The sequence below is a fragment of the Vibrio sp. 10N.286.49.C3 genome (assembly GCF_041469545.1).
Taxonomy (GTDB): Bacteria; Pseudomonadota; Gammaproteobacteria; order Enterobacterales; family Vibrionaceae; genus Vibrio; species Vibrio tasmaniensis_A.
Genome location: NZ_JBFRKT010000020.1, coordinates 14,609 through 33,545, shown reverse-complemented (window position 1 = coordinate 33,545; position 18,937 = coordinate 14,609). Strand labels below are relative to the sequence as shown.

General features: G+C 43.9%; 19 protein-coding genes. 1 reads left to right on the top strand and 18 read right to left on the bottom strand.

Translation table 11 applies throughout. The features are described 5' to 3' along the window. Window positions 1–8: 8 nt before the first annotated feature. From AB4180_RS08895 to AB4180_RS08885, 3 genes are all read right to left on the bottom strand, one after another. Window positions 9–581, bottom strand: coding sequence for a TRAP transporter small permease subunit (locus tag AB4180_RS08895; RefSeq protein WP_049779139.1), 573 nt, complete (start codon window positions 579–581; stop codon window positions 9–11). 198 nt (window positions 582–779) lie between these two features. Then, window positions 780–1,874, bottom strand: a complete 1,095-nt coding sequence (locus AB4180_RS08890; protein ID WP_017060957.1) for a TRAP transporter substrate-binding protein — start codon at window positions 1,872–1,874, stop codon at window positions 780–782. 604 nt (window positions 1,875–2,478) lie between these two features. Further along, window positions 2,479–2,871, bottom strand: coding sequence for a hypothetical protein (locus AB4180_RS08885; protein WP_004733388.1), 393 nt, complete (start codon window positions 2,869–2,871; stop codon window positions 2,479–2,481). Window positions 2,872–3,091: 220 nt separating this feature from the next. Between AB4180_RS08885 and AB4180_RS08880 the strand changes: the two genes are divergently transcribed. Next, window positions 3,092–3,922 (top strand): DUF2982 domain-containing protein, encoded by an 831-nt coding sequence (locus AB4180_RS08880; RefSeq protein WP_102250198.1) that lies wholly within the window; start codon window positions 3,092–3,094, stop codon window positions 3,920–3,922. Window positions 3,923–4,026: 104 nt separating this feature from the next. Here AB4180_RS08880 and AB4180_RS08875 read toward each other — a convergent pair whose 3' ends face one another. From AB4180_RS08875 to nrfB, 15 genes are all read right to left on the bottom strand, one after another. Next, the gene (locus AB4180_RS08875) at window positions 4,027–4,680 is read right to left on the bottom strand and encodes an MBL fold metallo-hydrolase (RefSeq protein ID WP_004733386.1); all 654 of its coding nucleotides are present in this window, start codon (window positions 4,678–4,680) and stop codon (window positions 4,027–4,029) included. A gap of 100 nt (window positions 4,681–4,780) precedes the next feature. Beyond that, window positions 4,781–5,329, bottom strand: a complete 549-nt coding sequence (locus AB4180_RS08870; RefSeq protein WP_102250197.1) for a YcbK family protein — start codon at window positions 5,327–5,329, stop codon at window positions 4,781–4,783. A gap of 199 nt (window positions 5,330–5,528) precedes the next feature. After that, window positions 5,529–7,067: a murein L,D-transpeptidase gene (locus AB4180_RS08865; protein WP_102250196.1), complete on the bottom strand. Its 1,539-nt coding sequence runs from the start codon at window positions 7,065–7,067 to the stop codon at window positions 5,529–5,531. Between the two features lie 81 nt (window positions 7,068–7,148). After that, window positions 7,149–8,237, bottom strand: a complete 1,089-nt coding sequence (locus AB4180_RS08860; RefSeq protein ID WP_102250195.1) for a DUF1513 domain-containing protein — start codon at window positions 8,235–8,237, stop codon at window positions 7,149–7,151. Continuing rightward, the gene (locus AB4180_RS08855) at window positions 8,227–9,288 is read right to left on the bottom strand and encodes an imelysin family protein (RefSeq protein WP_102250194.1); all 1,062 of its coding nucleotides are present in this window, start codon (window positions 9,286–9,288) and stop codon (window positions 8,227–8,229) included. Before AB4180_RS08855 ends, AB4180_RS08860 begins: the two co-directional genes overlap by 11 nt. Window positions 9,289–9,446: 158 nt before the next feature. Then, a complete protein-coding gene (locus AB4180_RS08850; RefSeq protein ID WP_102250193.1) occupies window positions 9,447–10,835 on the bottom strand; it encodes a di-heme oxidoredictase family protein in 1,389 nt (462 codons plus the stop codon). 110 nt (window positions 10,836–10,945) lie between these two features. Then, window positions 10,946–12,205, bottom strand: a complete 1,260-nt coding sequence (locus AB4180_RS08845; RefSeq protein ID WP_017083887.1) for an imelysin family protein — start codon at window positions 12,203–12,205, stop codon at window positions 10,946–10,948. Window positions 12,206–12,381: 176 nt separating this feature from the next. Then, complete coding sequence (gene ribA, locus AB4180_RS08840; protein ID WP_004733379.1) at window positions 12,382–12,978, bottom strand: GTP cyclohydrolase II; 597 nt, start codon at window positions 12,976–12,978, stop codon at window positions 12,382–12,384. Between the two features lie 249 nt (window positions 12,979–13,227). After that, entirely contained in the window at window positions 13,228–13,404 is a 177-nt protein-coding gene (locus AB4180_RS08835) for a hypothetical protein (RefSeq protein ID WP_017098202.1), read from the bottom strand. A gap of 89 nt (window positions 13,405–13,493) precedes the next feature. Beyond that, window positions 13,494–13,934 carry a heme lyase NrfEFG subunit NrfF gene (nrfF, locus tag AB4180_RS08830; RefSeq protein WP_061021629.1) on the bottom strand — a complete coding sequence of 147 codons (441 nt, stop codon included), beginning with the start codon at window positions 13,932–13,934 and terminating at the stop codon, window positions 13,494–13,496. Further along, window positions 13,931–14,485, bottom strand: coding sequence for a DsbE family thiol:disulfide interchange protein (locus AB4180_RS08825; RefSeq protein ID WP_004733376.1), 555 nt, complete (start codon window positions 14,483–14,485; stop codon window positions 13,931–13,933). Before AB4180_RS08825 ends, nrfF begins: the two co-directional genes overlap by 4 nt. Further along, window positions 14,466–16,382 (bottom strand): heme lyase CcmF/NrfE family subunit, encoded by a 1,917-nt coding sequence (locus tag AB4180_RS08820; protein ID WP_102250192.1) that lies wholly within the window; start codon window positions 16,380–16,382, stop codon window positions 14,466–14,468. The genes AB4180_RS08825 and AB4180_RS08820 overlap by 20 nt, the downstream gene beginning before the upstream one ends. A gap of 128 nt (window positions 16,383–16,510) precedes the next feature. Then, window positions 16,511–17,485 (bottom strand): cytochrome c nitrite reductase subunit NrfD, encoded by a 975-nt coding sequence (gene nrfD / locus AB4180_RS08815; RefSeq protein WP_102250191.1) that lies wholly within the window; start codon window positions 17,483–17,485, stop codon window positions 16,511–16,513. Window positions 17,486–17,487: 2 nt separating this feature from the next. Further along, window positions 17,488–18,174 carry a cytochrome c nitrite reductase Fe-S protein gene (nrfC, locus tag AB4180_RS08810; protein ID WP_004733373.1) on the bottom strand — a complete coding sequence of 229 codons (687 nt, stop codon included), beginning with the start codon at window positions 18,172–18,174 and terminating at the stop codon, window positions 17,488–17,490. Between the two features lie 3 nt (window positions 18,175–18,177). Then, window positions 18,178–18,762: a cytochrome c nitrite reductase pentaheme subunit gene (gene nrfB, locus AB4180_RS08805; RefSeq protein ID WP_004733372.1), complete on the bottom strand. Its 585-nt coding sequence runs from the start codon at window positions 18,760–18,762 to the stop codon at window positions 18,178–18,180. Window positions 18,763–18,937: the final 175 nt, after the last annotated feature.

Below are 18,937 nucleotides of genomic sequence, written 5' to 3'. Positions count from 1 at the left end.
TTCAGCCTCTACTTATTCTTTGTATGAATATTGTTTGCATGCGTGTTATTTGCATGGATGAGATGGGGATTAAAAATTTTGTTCAACGAGTGCAGGATCAAACCGACTCCGCTGAGTGCCATCAAGAAAAATGACAGTGGAATCATGGCTTTGATGATCCATCGATATGGCAGGCCACCCGGGTCACCTGAGGTTTCGCCGAGGTTATAACTCTCTTTGGCAACATCAATACCAAACCAAGCAACCAGCAAACAGAAAGGCATCAGAAAGATCAGTGTGCCTAGCAGGTCAATAATGGCTTGCGCTTTAAAGCTCAATTGTTCGTAGAACACGTCTACTCGAACATGACCACCTGCCTTGATGGCATAAGGAACACCTAATAGAAAAACGGCGGAGAAAAGGTGCCATTCCATCTCTTGGAAAGCGATTGAGACATCATTGAAGGCATATCTCATGACAACGTCATACACAACGTTAGCGATAAGTAGAATGAACAACATACTGGAAAGCCATCCCAGTGCATCACCGATACGATTAAACAGGCGTTCAATATAAATTAGACTTCGCATTCCCGACTCCATGGAATTTGAAAAGACATCGCGCAGCACAACTAACCCAAACTAAAAACGATTCAGTTTATAGCTAGCAATAGGCACGACGTAGAAAGGGTTCTTGGGCATTTAATTATTATGGTTAAAATGAACCCGCCGCTTAGTCACTCTTAGTTACCTAACAAGAATAGCTTTGGGTTCATTTAGCTTCAGTTCAAAAACTGTCGATTATTTCGCTTGGCTATTTAAATAAGCTCTGTGTGAAATATCCGTCCATGAACGTACTTGCTCTAGGTAGCTTGCTTGTGAAGCTTGAATCTCTTTCGCCAGCTCATCTTTCTCAGCATGTGCAGCAAGTAGGCGATCGTTCGCTTCTTTCAGCGCCGACATTACTTCTGGCGGGAAATCTTTAACTTGTACGTCTGGGTATTCTGTTTTCATTGAAACCCAGTTCTTGCCACTTTCGTGCGTTGCTTGTGTGTACATGTCGTAAGCCGCCGTACGCATTGCAACACGCAAGATTTCTTGTAGGTCTTCAGGAAGCTTGTTCCATGTACGCTTGTTCACTAGGAATTGAAGCTCTGAACCCGGCTCATGCCAACCGGTGTAGTAGTAAGGCGCGATTTTGTGGAAACCCATACGCAAATCAAGAGATGGACCTACCCACTCTAGTGCATCGATTGTGCGACGCTCTAGAGATGTGTAAAGCTCACCTGGGGCAATATTGGTAGGTTTAGCGCCTAGCTCCGCTAGAATCTCACCAGCAAAGCCAGGAATACGCATTTTCAGACCTTGTAGGTCTTCCACACTGTTGATCTCTTTTTGAAACCAACCGCCCATCTGGATATCCGTATTACCACCTGGGAACGACATCAAATTATGTGGAGAGTAAACCTGCTCCATCAACTCCATACCACCACCGTGATAGAACCACGCATATTGTTCAGCTGGCGTCATACCGAAAGGCATAGAAGTGAAGTAAAGCGTGTTTGGAACTTTACCTTTCCAGTAGTAAGAGCCTGAGTGCCCCATGTCGTATTGACCAGACTTAACCATGTCAAAAACGCCAAGCGGTGCTTTGTGTTTGTTCGCAGAATCGATTCTGATTTGCAGTCGACCGTTCGACATTTTCTCAGCCATCGCAGCCATGTTCTTCGTCGCGTCACCGAATACAGGGAAGTTTGGTCCCCATGTTTCAGCAAGCTTCAAGCGATAAACCTTATCAGCAGCAGTTGCACCAGTAGCGACCAAAGCTAAACAAGCCGCTGCAGTAACTGCAACGTTTTTAAAAACTCGTGTGAGGGAGTTAGAAATGAGACTCATATTCACGTCCTTTGTTGGGTTAACACTCTTTCTATGAGCATTTTTTATGATTCAACATAAGAGTGCACCGTGATGTAGCAACAAGATATCAGGGAGAGCACGCACGACGGACTCACATAAACTGCGTATTAGACCAAAGGATTACGTAGAACTACGTAGGAGATAATTTAGCGATGTCGATTTTAAAGGCTCTGGGAGATTCGTTAGGGTAATTAGTATTGATAAATACCTAAGTAGTTATAGTGAAACTGCATTAACAATTGATTTCCATTTCGTGAGGAAGCTCTATTCTCGTCACACATCGAATACGCACTTAAATGCATTTATCCATATAAATCAAAGTTTCAGAGAATTAGAGGTCCTACTTTGGTGCCTACTGATTCGAAACATGGGACACGCGAAAGACAGGTGAATAACGGAAGAGGTCAGCCGATTGGAAGTAATTCTTCTGGGGCTAGGTTCGAATATGAGTATGGGGTCGAGTTTAGGATTTAGGATTTAGGATTTAGGATTTAGGATTTAGATTAACATGATCCGCCAGATACAAAAAAGCCTCGAAAATCGAGGCTTAAAAACTTAACGAAGCGAATGTAATCCCACAGGATTAGATAGCTTTGTAGATAACCTTGTTACCTGCAAGTTGCTCTTTCGCTACTAGGTTTTCTTCAAGAAGTTTTTTCAATGCGCCTGTTGCCCATGAAGCTGCTTTCGCGTCTTCTTGACCAGCTGCTAGGCCGATACCTTTAGGGTTAATGCCTTCAGCATTGCTAACAACGATGTCTAGAACTTGTTGTTGCTTAGGAGTCAGTGCTACTGCAACTTCTTTAGTTGCTGCTACTGCTTTCTCTACCGCTGGTTTTGCTGCTACAGTTTTTTCTGCTACAACTTTCTCTGCGACAGGCTTCGCTTTTTTCGGCGTTGCCACTGCTTTAACTACAGCCGCTTTAGTGCGTTTCTGCAGTTTAGCCTGCACCTTACGCTTATGAGCAAGTCTCATTGAATATTTCTCCAGTTCACTGCTCTTTTCGCAGTGGTGAAAATTTGAAGCGCGATTTATACCAAAAAACAGGAGCTATTTGTAGAGTGAAGCGCCGAAAGTCGACGAAAAATACCGATATTGTCTACTAGCGTCTATTATTTAATCATCGACTTATCAATTCAGGGTCATATACACTGGTTATCCATCCAGACAAAAATATGAAAACTTGGTGTTGCCTATGGACACTCGTCACCTTACAAATTTCTCTTTGCCTTCGTTCACACGTTCGTACCGTATTCTGGCCGTTGTTTTAGGCTTCGTTTGCTTGATCGTTGCTCTGTACAGTGACAATCCAAAGTTACTGATCGTGGGTGCATTTTGCATTATTGCCCTACTCGGAACTGGTTATTATTTAATGTTGCGCAGCAGAGTGATGTTCACTCTCACACCAACTCATTTTCAGCAGCATTTTTATAAAGGTGGGTGGGTTTTAAAGTGGAGCAATATTGAAAAGATTGGCCTGTGTACTTACGAACAAGATGGGTGGCATCAACCTCTTCCTTGGGTTGGTATCAAGGTTAAAGATTACTCGCCCTACCTCGATTCAATTTGCCCTAAAATCACCTGCGAGTTATTGCTGAGCCAGCGAGCACTTTTGTATCTGGGCGCCAAGCAAGCGGGTAAAGAGTCAAACTTTGAAGATATGGTTCTCGACTCATCGCATTACCATGCTCGCTGCACTGAGAGCGGTTGTGTGGAACTGAACAGATATAAAGAGTCACAAAATACTGACGAGGTTATCTTCAACGATAGCCAAACACAGACTAGCCCAGGTTCATCCCATGAATCGAAATCCCATAAATCGACATCCCATAAATCGAATGCGCAAAACGCAGTGATTAAAGACTATTCCGGGTTGCAGGCGATGCTAGCGAATAGGATGAAATATCAGAGGGGTTTCCACGGTTACGATATTTTCATATCAACTCAAGATTTGAATATGAGTGGAGAAGAGTTTATTGGACTTGCTCGACGCTACTTGGCGGCTGCCGAGCGTCTTTCTGATTAAAATTAAACAGGTTTAAAAATAAACTCGCACGCAATAAAAAAGCTTAGCTTTCATAGGAAAAGCTAAGCTTCATTTTCAATCGTTCTTCTATTAAATCAGAAGACCTAGTACAGAGGCATTTCATCCGCTACGAATGGGTTTGATGCGCGCTCACGGCCAAATGTAGACTCAGGGCCATGACCCGGAACGAATGTTACGTCGCTGCCTAGTGGCCAAAGCTTAGTCTTGATTGAAGCAATCAGCGTGTTGAAATCACCTTGAGGGAAATCCGTACGACCAATAGCACCGTTAAATAAAACATCACCAACAAACGCCATGCGCGCTTGCTCGCTGAACAGTACAACGTGACCTGGCGTATGACCCGGAGTATGAATCACATCAATCACTTGGTTACCAAAAGTCACTTTGTCGCCCTCTTCCAACCATGTGTTTGGTTCAAAAGCTTTGCACAGTGGGAAACCAAACATCTGGCTTTGGTTCTCTAAGCCTTGAAGCCAAAAGTTATCGGCTTTATGCGGGCCAACAATATTCACGTTCAAGATCTCAGCAAGCGGTACAGTGCCGCCCACATGGTCTAGGTGACCGTGCGTCAGTACCAAGTTCACCACTTTAACACCTAGCTCTTCAATGATCGCAGCCAACTGTTGAACGTCACCGCCCGGATCGACAACGATGCCTTCCATTGTCTCATCACACCACACAATTGAGCAGTTTTGAGAGAAAGAGGTAACAGGGACAACTTGATACTTGAGAGACATATACAAACCTTAAAGGGCAAACTGAAATTTGGGCAAACTATGACATTGGATGTCTACTTTGACAAGTCCCTACCGTTTCGCTCGCAATCTAAGCCTAGCGCTACCAGCTGCGAACTGGGCCAGTATCGATATGGATAAAGTTGCTACGTGCATAATAACCTACACCACCCGCGTTCAGGCTTTTGGCTACGTCTCTTAATTCTTTTAGGTTGACGCCATCAATACGGAAATCAATCGCTTTACCCAACATGTGATAGCTCTTCTTAGCTACGCCACTCGACTTAGAGCGCAATGCTTCATTGGTCGCAGGAGAGCGGTAACCAGAGATGATTTGAACTTCTTTTTGAATACCTAAGACATTTTGAATCTGAGTGATCTGATCAAACAGGTTCTTATCCATTGGGTGAATTTCATTACGGCGGAAATCGCGACATAGTTTGCTGAGGCGTGCCATCTCATCACCAACATAGTTAGTGCCATCGAAATAACAGGTCTCTAATCGTTCACCAGTGTGAAGATTGTTCATGCTAATCGTTCTTGGTTGATCAGGGTATGAAGCAAAAGCGATAGAAGGAGTAATTGAGACGACAACAGCGGTACCACCAGCGTAAGTCAGAAACTGACGGCGTGAAAATAAACTTTGAGACATACAGCAAAAAAACCAATTAGATCGAACGAAAAATGCACGATACATAATGGTAATTGCTGCGTCAACGTACAAAAACCGCCCAAAAGGTTAGTATTTGTAACCTTTGCACGGTTAGTTATTGATCCACATTATAATTTTATCAATAGAAGCTTGGTTGTCATTTTTTGGTCAAGATCACCCTTATTGGCTTCAGTGATAATTAACCACCCTCTTTATCATATTGATAGATGTCACCACGATACTGTATGCCCCCTTCTTCAAACAATACGGTTTGATAAATGATATGTACGGGGATTCGCTTCTTGAGTCGCACCTTAGTATTAGGAGCAAGGTCATCACTTTGGTTAGGTACTTTCCTTACCTTGGTAGCAAACAACAACTCAGCCAATTCCTCTGCATGTTCAACACGTATGCAGCCGGAGCTATAAGCACGGAAGTCGTCATTAAACAGACCTTTACTTGGCGTATCGTGCAGATAGATAGCTCGCTTGTTAGGCGTATTGAACTTGTACAAACCTAATGCATTACGCGAGCCTGCCTGCTGACGCATTCGATATGGGAAAGAATTGAAATTGATGGTCTGCCAATCGATCTCAGTGGTGTCGACCGTCTCCATAGTGCGCCAACCGTCAATCACTTGGAAGTTGTGTGTATCTAGATAGCTTTCGTCCGCTTTCACCTTAGGCAAGATGTCTTTGACCATGATTTTCCATGGCACATTCCAAGTCGGGTTTAGGATGACCGAATCGAGATTTATCTCTAAAAGTGGTGTTTTTCGCGACTTTCTGCCCACCACGACTTTGGACTCAAAGACCTCTTCGCCATCTTCCCAATACTTCATATCAAAACTAGGGACATTGACGACGATGAGAGAGTCTCTGTCTCTTGGCCACAAACGAACACGTTCGGCATTCAGAGCCAATGAAGTCACTCGATCATCAAAGCTCATGTTGATCCATTTGATCGTATCCGGCCCAACGATCCCATCGTCTGTAAGGCCGTGCATTCGCTGAAAAGATTTAATCGCTGTTTGCAGATCTTGGTCAAATACAGGGAAATCGACCGCGATCATCGAGGTATCAACACCAACCAAAGCAATGCGCTCAATAAGAATAGTTTTGTCTGAAAGCTCATCACCTAAGCGTTTCAACCCTTTCTCTCTGTATCGCTCTATATTGAGTTCAGACGCAGTTTCTAGCACGGAGTAGGTCGCCTTGAATTGGTCAAAATCCCCAACAGGCGGCGCATAGGACAATACCATTTCTAATAAGTAATCGTTGGTGACACTGCTTTTCAATCTCATCAGGATATGTGGAGAAGGCGCAGGCAACTTGGAATGCAGCTTGCCCGAGAAATACCACTCTTTACCGGCAAGTGGCGCATTCTCAACGTAGCTTAGGTAATAAATAAAGGTATCGGTTAATAAGATGTCCAACTCTTGCCATTGCCCACGAGTTTGATAGTGGCGGATTTGTTTTAACTGACGATCGAAAAGAGGCGCCATTTGCGCTTGTTCGAGAAGCGACAACTGGAATTCAAACGCTTTAACAAGTTCCGGTGAATCCCAAAGGATAGGAAGAGAAGAGTCTTGATAAATACTCTGGGTGAGCTCTGGATAAATCAGCATAAAAGAGAGTTCTGAATCAGCCGGAATGAAACGGCTCTCGTCAGAACTCGTATAGCTCCATGCATGCACAGAAACTAACACCAATAATCCACAGAAGTATTTTGCTAACATGCTTAACCCCATCACCAATCATCTCGTAAGTATGGCAAAGAAATAGGAGTAAGCATGTTATTTTTTAAGGAGTTTTATGAACTAGATTGCACTCCAGTGGTTATCCCACTGGACCGATGATTGCTGGGTTGATTTCTCATAAGGCTTGTGTTGGCTCACCACACTGCCCGCTCCAGAGCTGAGTCGAAACTCACCATCAAGTAGCACTGCGCCAGAAGCATCAGACAACGCAGAGAGTTCCACTAACTCTTTAGTCTCTTTAGACCAAATACCATAACAGTTGCCTCTTGGCGAAGTCGCAATAATCCAATCATCTGACGCCGCAATACTGGCGATATAGTGATTGAACCTTGCCCACTGCTCAGGCTCTGCGTCCAGTGATTCAAACTGCCCGCCTTTAGTGTGCATCGCCAAAAGTGAAGGGTACTCATCTGGTTCACCTCGATATTGCTGACCACATAGTACGGTTTCAGCACCATCATGCGCTAAGTGTCGAATGCTCAGCTTCTTGTCTAGCAATTCAACCTGATCAAGCAGCGCACCTTCAGGTGAAACATAACTTAAACTCGGTTGCATTGAATTCAAGTTTTTCGGTGTTCTACCGTCAGTATGAACGCCGCCAACGCCAATCGCGAGATTACCATCCGGCATGATGATCACTTCATGAGGGCCAATACCAAAGCCAGTGAACTCCTCGACCTTACGATAGCCTTGTGCGACATCGTAAACACCTATCACACCTTGGCTGCTGTCCGTTTTCCCTTCCGTGGCATACAGTAACTTGCCATCTAATGAGTAAACGCCATGACCATAGAAGTGGCGATTGTTACCTTTCACGACCATCTTGATCTGCTGACCATTTTTATAGTCAAACACCATAAAATAGTCACCAGGACGACGAGCAAAAACCACCGCATGTGATGATGTTGGGCAAATCGCGACACCATGCCCACGATCTGGGATCGGCAGCTGACTCAGCGGCATACCATATTCGTCAGCCACAACCGCTGAATATTGGCCACGACCATTCAGCGCACAACCGATCAGTTGAGGATCATTAGATGTGCTTGCGGCGCCAGAGCGACTAGCGCAGCCAAACGGAAGTACAGGTACAGCTGCACAACCCAGTGCAGCCTTGAGTAGCGTTCTTCGTGTAGTATCAGTCACCATCGGTAGCATTAAATCCTATTACCACGCCAAGCTCTATCGCCACTTCTTCATGAATCAAGTACTTCAAACGTTCTAGTTTGTTGTATTGAGTCAGCACATTTCGATAGCCCTCTTTGCTCTGCAGCAACTCGAACAAACTTGAGTCTGTAGGCCAAGTATCTAACGTTAGCGTGAACTGGTCAGCAACACGGTCAGCAAGGTCATTTAAGCCCTTCTCTCTCAACAAGCCGTCTAAGCCATTGCCATCGGCTAGGTACAAATTCTGAAGTGCTGCTACATTCGCTTTTAGTTGAGTCATCGAAGTTTGTGCACGCCATGATTCTGAGAAGTAAGGACGCGGATGACCGATTTTAGCCATCGGACGACTCAGCTTTTTCATGCTGTAATCAAGTTGGTTGGTCAATAAAGCGATGTATTCAGACTCCCAACGAGTCTCGTCTAACGCTAGCCAAGGGTTAACCTGCCATGCCTGTGCAATCGAAGATGACTTAATCGCTAAGTTTTCAGTAATCGCTTGTGATGATTGGCAGCCTAGTGCTTTGTCTTGAAGCAGTGGCGATTGCTCGTCATAAAGCGACCATTCCAACGCACCCAGCCCTTGAACGGTCACGCTCTGCTGTGCGATTTCGTCTTGAGACCATGCTTTATCCTGCTGAGTCAATTGACGCATTTTAAGACCGGTGGTGTTCTTCTTATCAGGCCAAAATTGAATATTCCAGCTCTCTTCAAGTGCCGCAGTTGGGCCTCTTTCTTGTCCTTGCAGTGCCATCCAACTGTTCATGGTGAGCTGCCACTGACTTTTCAAAGCATCTAACTCAACATCATTAGTTTGGCAGTAACCCTGCATCAAGACTTCTAGCTCATTGGCTTGCTTGGCGAATAGGACGGCAGAATCAAACTCTTGTTGATAGACACTGCGACTGATGTGGTCGGTCGTATCAGCTTGATAAGACACACCGTTAACCTCAGATGAAGCAGCTTGTTCACCCGATGATTGGCAGCCTGCCATGATTAATACCGACAAAGGCATTAACAAAAATTTATGCGTCATGCTGTTACCTTACTTCCTAATTTTTCTTTTAATTATATGAGTTCATTAAATACCAAACGACCGCTGACCTCGTATTCCTACAAGTTCAGCGGTGCTAAGTGGTTTGATAGCGGCTTTCTTAAGTCACTAGCCGTTAACTAAACTGAATTCAACTCAGCCTATAACGAGTTTAAGAACGCCAATAGCGCTTCACGTTCGCTGCTACTAAGAGCTAAAACGTTTTGTTTCGCCATTTCTGCTTCACCGCCATGCCAAAGTACCGCTTCCATAACATTTCTTGCTCGACCATCATGAAGCAGGAACGTATGACCATTCACTTCTTTGGTATAGCCTAATCCCCATAATGGCGTCGTACGCCACTCTTGGCCGTTGGCAAGATATTCAGGGCGATTGTCGGCTAAGCCTTCCCCCATATCGTGCAACAACATATCGGTATACGGACTGATTAATTGCTTAGACAACGCAGGTAACCCTTCACGCTCTGCTGTGCGAATTTCAGCTTGGTGGCAACTCTGACAACCAACGTCTTTAAATAGTTTTTTGCCTTGCACGACGGCTGGGTTGTCTACGTTACGACGAATAGGGACCGCTAGATGCTGCGAATAGAACTCAACAAAATCTAGAATATTGTCGCTGACTTCTGGCTCGCCTCCATTCGGAAAATCATCACAGGTTGATTGTGCTGATGTGCAGTTTTCATTCGGGAATAAGCGACTCGTTAAGCCCAAATCACCGTTAAACGCCGCCGCATTTTGCTGCATTAGGTTTGGCTGGCCAGCTTTCCAACCGAATCGACCCAACGCCATTTCGTTAGTTTGAACATCAAGAACGTAGTTCGCTTTGCCTGAAACACCTTGCTTGTCGGCCAACTGCTGTTTAGCAAATCCGAGAATTGTTTCTTGCGGGATGCTTTCAAGTAAACCAAGGCCAATCATCGGCGGCGCAACACGAGCTGAAAACTCAGTTTTAGGATGCATCTCGCCAAAGGCAAGATCAGTAATCTTTAAAATTGGTTTACGCAAAGTAACGACAGTACCGTCTTTGAATTCAACAGGAACATCGGTGTAGCTGATGTTCACTTTGCCCTCGGGTTTTACACCTTGAAGCGCGAAATCTTGTAACTGGCCGCCGTAAGTTGGTTCAGGAATACCACCATCACGAATGAAGGCTTGTCTCTGCTCTGGCGTTTCAGCAGGGATACTTAAGCGGACCAACAATGAAACCGCGTTCTGGTCATCTTTTTCAGGCGCATGACCACGACCATCTTTGATGTGACAGTTTTGACAACCGTTGGTATTGAACAATGGACCTAATCCATCACGCGCATCGGTTGATGACGGCGCAGGAACCCAAGGGTTTCTAAAGAAGCTGTTACCTACGCTGAAATCCAAACGTTTGCTCATTGGAAGGTTGGCTGCAGGAAGAGAAAAAGCGTTCGCGCCCTCTTTCTTTACTGTGGTTTTGCCTCCAGAGTAGGTTTCATGGGCGTGCAATGGAGATAAGAAAAACAGTGCGGTTAATAGTGAGGCTGAGAGATACGACTTCATACATTGCCTTGCTGTGTTTTTGATTTTAGTTTTTATTAGAGAGTAACTTTTTTGAATAACAAACAATTAAGGGCTCAATGAGAGCCCTTTATGATTTTCGTCTCGGGTTCTTAGAACTCGTGATCAGCCGTGTCTGGGTTAAGGCTATCAATACCAATAACACCAGCAGCACGCTCAATCGCAGCCGTTTGAGACACTAGAGCAACAATTGTTTTGTTTACTAGTGCATTACCTGCAGCGTTGTCAGCAGCAATTAGCTGATCGAAGTGCTGGTTATTTTTCTCTGCAGAAACAACAAGCTGACCAACTTGTGCACGTGCTAGATCAAACTGCTTTTGAATCTCTTTCGCAGCTTGCTCGTCTTTTTGTTCAACTAGGTCAAACAGGCTAGGGCCTGAAAGTAGAGAACCATCTTCACGCTTGTACAAGCCAGTGTATACGTTGTAGATACCTTGCTCGTTGTAGTAGTGAGAGTTGTGCGTGTTATCAGAGAAACAGTCGTGCTCATCTTCAGTAGAGTTTGCTTCTAGTGCAACCTTCATACGCTCACCCGCTAGTTCACCTAGAGACAGTGAACCCATGCCAAATAGCATTTTACGTAGGCCGTTGTCGCTAGATTCAGAAAGAAGCTCTTGACGGTAGTTTCCTTTCTCGCCTTCAGCCCACTGTTTTTCCATCCATTCTAGATCTTGGATAAGCAATTCAGCTGATGCTTTTAGGTATGCGCCACGACGGTCACAGTTACCATTAGTACACTCAGCGCCAACAACGAAGTCAGTGTAAGCACGCTCACCTGCACCGCTGTTTGTGCCGTTTAAATCTTGACCCCAAAGTAGGAATTCAATCGCGTGGTAGCCAGACGCTACGTTTGCTTCAGAGCCACCGATCTCGTTGAGATCTGCAATTAGTTCTGGAGTAATGTTGGTTGCGTCTACCGTTGTCTGACCAATTTGGAAAGTTTTATTAGCAACGATGTTTGCGCTAGCGCCTTCGTTACCAAGCTCATATTGGTAATCAGTCGAAACGTAATCGATTAGGCCTTCATCAAGTGGCCATGCGTTCAATTGGCCTTCCCAATCGTCAACAACAACGTTACCAAAGCGGAATACTTCTGACTGTTGGTAAGGTACGCGAGACTCAAGCCAAGCTTGTTTTACTTGTTCGAAATTGCCAGCAGAAGGAGAAGCTAAGAAGGTATCAATAGAAGAGTTCAACGCTTTTGCTGTAATTACTGAATCTGCAAACACGGCATGAGCAATATCTGCGTAATGTTCTACAACTTGATCTTGAGTTACTGCTGCGAAAGAAGAAGCAGAGGCAAAAAGGAGTGACGAAGTTACGGCTTTTGTCACTAAAGATTTAATAGTCATGAAGCATCCTTGTTGAGTTTTAAATTATTATTCGTAGTAATAGTGCAAACCATTATCATTTGCACTACGGATTGGAATAATACAAACTTACAATTTTATTGCAAGATAAATACAAAAAAACCTCACATATGTGAGGTCTTTAAACATTTTTATGTTAAGCGCAACAAAGAGGCTAATCAGATATCCAGATTATGCTTACCGTGTGAGACTTTTGCCTTCAGGTAGCTTTCATTACCCGACTTAACATGAGCAGAGGTGTTCACCACTTCTTCAATCTCAATACCAAAAGATTTCAGCTCATTGATTTTCTTGGGGTTGTTAGTGACTAGGCGAATTTTTGTGGTTCCTAAAGCACGAAGCATTTCTGCCGCTTCAGTAAAATCACGCAAATCATCACCGAAACCTAGATGGTTATTGGCTTCGTAAGTGTTCATACCTTCACTTTGCAGGCGGTATGCATCGATTTTATTGTATAAACCAATACCACGACCTTCTTGGCGTAAGTAAAGAATCACTCCACCCGTCTCACCCATAATTCTAATGGTTTCGTCTAGCTGCTCGCCACAATCACAGCGAGAGGAATGGAAAACATCACCAGTCAGGCACTCAGAGTGCATACGAACAAGAGGTATGTCTTGTGTCTTGTCTGCTGATTTAAATATCACAGCAACATGCTCTTTATCTGTTTTCAATCCATGAAAAGACAGAAGTTCAGCATCAATACTGCTTGTTACCCCTACTTTGAAATCTATTCTGGCACGCACTTCCGCCATAGCTATACTCACTTGAAAATTCGATGTATTTAACAACACTACATTATATGTCTAGGCAATATTTTGTAGCTAACTATCTAATGATAGACACTATGAGGCTGTTAACAATTTTTTTCAAGGTCGACCATGCACTAATTGTTATATTATAACAATAATTTTTCAGGTAACAAAAAACCCCACATTGGGATGACCAGCATGGGGTTATAAATTAATCAGATGCGGCTAAGGCTACGATTTTTTACAGAACGATTAACTTATTTGAGTTTGCTTCCAGATGACAAGCTGAACCCAAGCGTTCTCTAATTCGGTTAACTCTTCTTGAGTAAGCGTAGAAATGCTCGACTTTGCACTGTATTTTTCTGCCCATTTGTCAGATCGGACACGAGTATGGAACTCTTTCTTTAAATTTGAGATTACGTTATCCACAGATACATCCTTATATAACAGTGCTTAGCCTTTATAATCCTTTAATGTTACAAAATACAGGTCAATTGGTAAACAGTAATACATAATTTTTATGAGCTCTTTCTAACACTTTTTACTGATAAATATATAAATAAGAGAAATAATACGCTCGGAAGTAGCCAAAGTAATAAGTTTGAAACACTCATTGCTGGTTTATAGAGCACAAATTCACCGAACCTTTCCGTCATATATTGAGTAATCTCATTATTACTCTTCCCTGCTTTCACCATATTGAATACAACGAGGCGTAAGTCTTTGGCAATTGGAGAGTTCGACTCAATCAAGTTTTGATTCTGGCATTGCGGGCAACGTAGGGTTTTTGCCAATGTAATAGCGCGCTGCTGTTGTTCTGGGTTTTCAAACTCAAACAGTTCAACTTGAATACTCGTATCCTTATTACTGGCTGTAAACAGATCTTCTGCCAAAATCGGAAAACTAATAACCATAAGCGTAGACAGCACAACGAGTGCTTGTATTAAAGGCTTCATCATCCATTCGCACCATCAAAATACATCGCAAGTTCTTCTTGCCACACTGATTCGTTGATCACGCCCAGTAACTTCTTAATGATTTGGCCGTCAGCGTCGACCAGATACGTTTCAGGAGTACCGATTACGCCGAGTTCTAACGCTAGCTTACCTTGAGGATCACTGATCACCGTTGAGTACGGATTGCCATCGCTCGATAACACATTGATCGCTGCCCCGGAGTTATCTCGATAATTGAGCCCAACAATTGGAATACCTTTATCATGAAGTTTGAGCAAAAAAGCGTGCTCAGTTTTACATATACCGCACCACGAAGCCCATACATTAACCAGTTGATAAGGGTGCTGAGTGACATCAGCCAACGTAATTTCCTGTTTACTACTGATGCCTTCACTATTCGCTAACGCAGTAGATATGAATTCTGGGAATGCCCTTTTTTGCTCCGACACAATCGTCGATTGCTGCTTATTATTGAGCGCAAAGGCAAAACCCAACACCACCATTAATGCCAAGATAATTAACGTAATGAGCTTGTTACGAACGCTGGTATGCATACTGTGACGCCTTAACGGTTTTCTTTTTACGATGAGTCAATGAGAGTAAAGCGCCAAGAATGGAGAACAACCCACCAAACCAGATCCAGCGTGCATACGCCTTGTACTGCACTCGAAATGCATAAGCGGTGGAATCGACTTTCTCGCCCATGGTGATATAAACATCGCCATGCCAGAACCACTTCATTGCAGGCTCACTCATGTTCATGACTCGAACTTGGTAGTGTCTTCTTTCTGGCGCGATGGTAAAGCTTTTATCGCCGGCATCTAAGTTTAGTATCGCCTTCTCTGCGGTAAAATTTGAGGCGACATAAAGCTCGGTATCACGATGAGAAAGCGTCCAATCCATGAACTCTACTTGTGCGCCTGGGCTTAGTTTATAGCTGCGCTCAAATGAGTGATAGCTATTCATTGCAGCACCTACAGCGAGTACTGCAACCCCGACATGAGCAAAGGTCATCACCCAGACTTTGCGTTGGAACTTAGAACTTCGGGTAACCACTAAGCCGTAAATATGCGTCAGTAACACCCAGAATGCGAGGCCCCAAGTCAGCAGTGCCATCATTTGGGTCTGCTCGACTTGCAAAGCGTAACAGGCGAACCCTAGACCAATAGATACTAGAACGATAAGCGTAATAACACCTTTAGTCGCTTGAGGTTTAATACTCAGCAAAGGGGCTAAGCCGACGACGGCTAACGCAAGCAAAGCCAAAGGAGCAATCAACAGATTAAAGTAAGGCGCACCTACCGATATGTTCCCCAACCCAAGCAGTTCAAAGACCATTGGATAAAACGTACCAAACACCACAACAGCGGTCGCCAGGACAAAAATGAGCACTGCAACTAGGCTTAAAAAGCTCTTACTCGCGAAGCTAGTAATCGGGTTAGATTCAAAAGACTCTCCTCTGATGATAAGCAGAGAAAATGAGCTCACCAGTACCAACACTAATATAAGTAGCAGTGCGATACCTTTGGTTGGGTCAACAGCAAAAGCATGCACCGACGTTAATACGCCAGAACGAACAATAAAGGTGCCTAAGATACTCAAACAAAACGTAATGAAAGCAAGGCTGAGAGACCATTTCAAGAGCTGTTGTTTGCCCTTAGCAACGCCTAGACTGTGCAGTAAAGCTGTTGAAGTAAGCCACGGCAACAAGCTGGCATTTTCAACAGGATCCCAGAACCACCAGCCGCCCCAGCCTAATTCGTAATACGCCCACCAAGAACCAAGAATGATCCCTACAGTTAAAAAGATCCAAGCGACTAGACACCAACTGCGACAATGGGCAACCCAATCAAACTCAATAGGATCAACCAGCAAAGCGGCTACAGCAAATGCCAGCACCACAGAAAAACCGACATAGCCAAGGTAAAGTAATGGAGGATGAAAGATCAGTCCAACATCTTGCAACATTGGGTTAAGGTCACGCCCTTCTAGCGGCAAGATCGAGTTCATTTCAAATGGATTTGATGCGAATAACGTGAACCAAGCAAATATCGCGAGCAGTAGATTCATTACCCACAACACACGGCTTTGGTATTCATTCGAATAGTGTTTTTGTAAGGCAATAACGCCAGACCAGACGCTGATCGTCAGTACCCAAAACAACAAGGAACCTTCATGGCCTGCCCATACGGCTGCGAGCTTAAAAAATGAGGGTAATTGAGTATTTGAATGTTCAGCGACATAGAGAATAGAGAAGTCATCACTGACAAAGGCGTAGCCAAGCAATGCAACAGAAGTGAGAGAAAACAATGCACTTGAAAGAGAGAAACTGCGGACTAAACCTATATTTTGCGTCCGTTTGTTTAGCATTTGATAAAACGAATGCACACCAATAATGCTACTGAGTACAGCAACCAACACTAAACTAAACAGCCCCAAAGAACCGACCATATCACCTCAATAAGGCTCCGCTTGAGCAGAGCCGATCTGAACACGCATCTCATGTTTATTTAAAGCATGTTCATTAATAAGCAGATATTTAGTATCTAACATCTGCTCACTAATAAACTTGAGCAAAATTAAGCTATCGTTAACTGCCCTGCATAAAGAACAAAAGTTCGTAGCATCAATACGCCCATTAGGCTTAGCGAAGTCACGGAGAAAATATACACCGAGCTATGGCGGATTGAGGTTGGTGTAACGGCATTCAGCAGCAACGGTAAAACCATACCGACACCGATGACACCATACCAGAACCAACTCGCCCAGAAACCACTGCCTATTGCGTTCCATACTGCTTGCTCACTTTGACCACCAGCGAAGATAAGCCCAGTAAAGAAAGTAATTAGAACAAACAATTCAAACATCACGACTGGACGTTCGAATCCGTGAATCCATGAAATAGTCGGGCTATGAGGTGATTCTTTAAAGACCAGCACACCAAATAAAATACACGCCGCCGCTCCCGAAGATAAGCTCGAGAATAAGAACAAAATCGGCAGCACTGGGTTATTCAATAGTGGGAAAGCATTTAAAGCTGAAAGCAAGAATCCGGTATAAGCGGCAAGCATAAGAGCAAGAACAGCTAAGAATATTTCCAGAGCATTCTCAAACACTTCTAATTTGCCAATCCAATTGCCGACAAAATCAAGTCGCCCTTTTAGCCATGCTTGATCATTCAAGAACACGACTATTTGATCTCTAAATATAATGCCGATCCAAAGGAATAAGATCACCATATATACTTGGAATAAGATCACACCCATCGACATCACAGACGTTGGATTATAGAAGATCATGATCTTCCAAAAGGATAACGGTTTTGTCAGGTGGAAAACCAAGATAAGCAGACCTGAAATGATCCCAAATGGCGCAAGAAAAGCCGTGGCCTTTAACACACCATTATGAGCAGGATCGCCTTCAATGACCTTACGTTTTAGGTAAATGGAGATCATTACGGCACCCGCTGACATCCCCGCGAGAAATAGATAGATTGCTATAATCCAGTCCCATACCACGGTACCAGACTGAAAAGCTGCGTCCCATGCACTCATAATCAAATCTCCCCTTTTTGGTGTGGCACTTTATAGAGCTTTGGCTGAGTACCTAGATAAGCTTTATCTCTGTAAACCACCTCAGATTGAAGCACCTGGTTTATCTCACTCTCAGGGTCATTTAGATCGCCAAAGACCAGCGCATTGGTCGGGCAAGATTCGACACAAGCAGGCAGCTTCCCTTGTGCAAGATTGGTATCACGACAGAAGTTACATTTATCTGCGGACTTGTTCTCAGGATGGAAAAAGCGCACTTGATATGGGCAAGCCAATAGACAATAACCACAACCGACACACTTCTCTTGATGAACGTCGACAATGCCGGTTTTTTCATCTTTGTAGGCCGCGCCTGTTGGGCAAACCATCACACAAGGTGCGTTATCACAATGCTGGCAAGAGTTACGAGTAAAACGGTAATCAACATTGGGATATTCGCCTTGGGGCTCACTCTTAATAATTTCTAAGCGCGATACACCTTCAGGTACTTTATTTACTTCACGACATGCTTCGGTACAGGCGGTACAACCAATACAAGCGGTTTCGTCATGAATCATTCCATAACGTTTAGTGCCATCTTCTTGAACATTAGCTAGCGTCTTGCGACTTGTTACCGCCGCAGTTCCCGCTACACCTGTGGTAAAAATAACGGCACCAGCGCCTGCTAAAAAGTTTCTTCTTGAGCAGCTCATAGATTACTCCTCTTCTTTCTTCTGGTTGAAGTCTGAATGGCAATCCACACACAGCTTGATGGTTTGCTTCTTATCTAAGCCCAACACCTTTGCTTCAGTCGCATGAACATCATGGCAGTTTGAACACGTTAAGTTTTGCGCGTGAACATCGTGAGTCCAACTCGCTTCACGCAGATCATCAGGCTTGTGACAATCGATACATTGGCTATTGGCATCTAAAATTAAGCTAGGGTCTAGGAAAACCTTTTCAGTTCCCGGTTGTGATTGAGCCTCGCGATACTTCACCACTTCAGGCGCACCTTCACGGTGGTCGGGGCTAATAGAACTATGACAGTCGGTACAATTTACTTCGCGGCCAAGCAAAGCGTGTGCACTTTCACCATGTGAACCCAATACCGTTTCTTTTGAATCTTTATGGCATTGAACACACTTGTAGTCTTTGTCGCGGATTAATTCGACTTCATGTCTTGTTGATTCTCCTACTGGCGTAACAGCAGGCTCAGCAACAGCATGAATGGAATAACCATAGAGGCAGAATGCTAGAAGGGATTTAAGCATTATGACTATGGCCAATTTAATATTGCCCATTTTATCCTTTCCTTATACCGGCATTATTTAACTCTCAACTAAATAATATTCCGGTTAAACAAAAGTACCCTTAAACGATATTATTACCGCTTAAATGATATCAATTCTTATTTTGGATAAGCCACAACGCTTTCTATAGTTAGAATATACCTCTAATTAGGTAATACGAAATTTG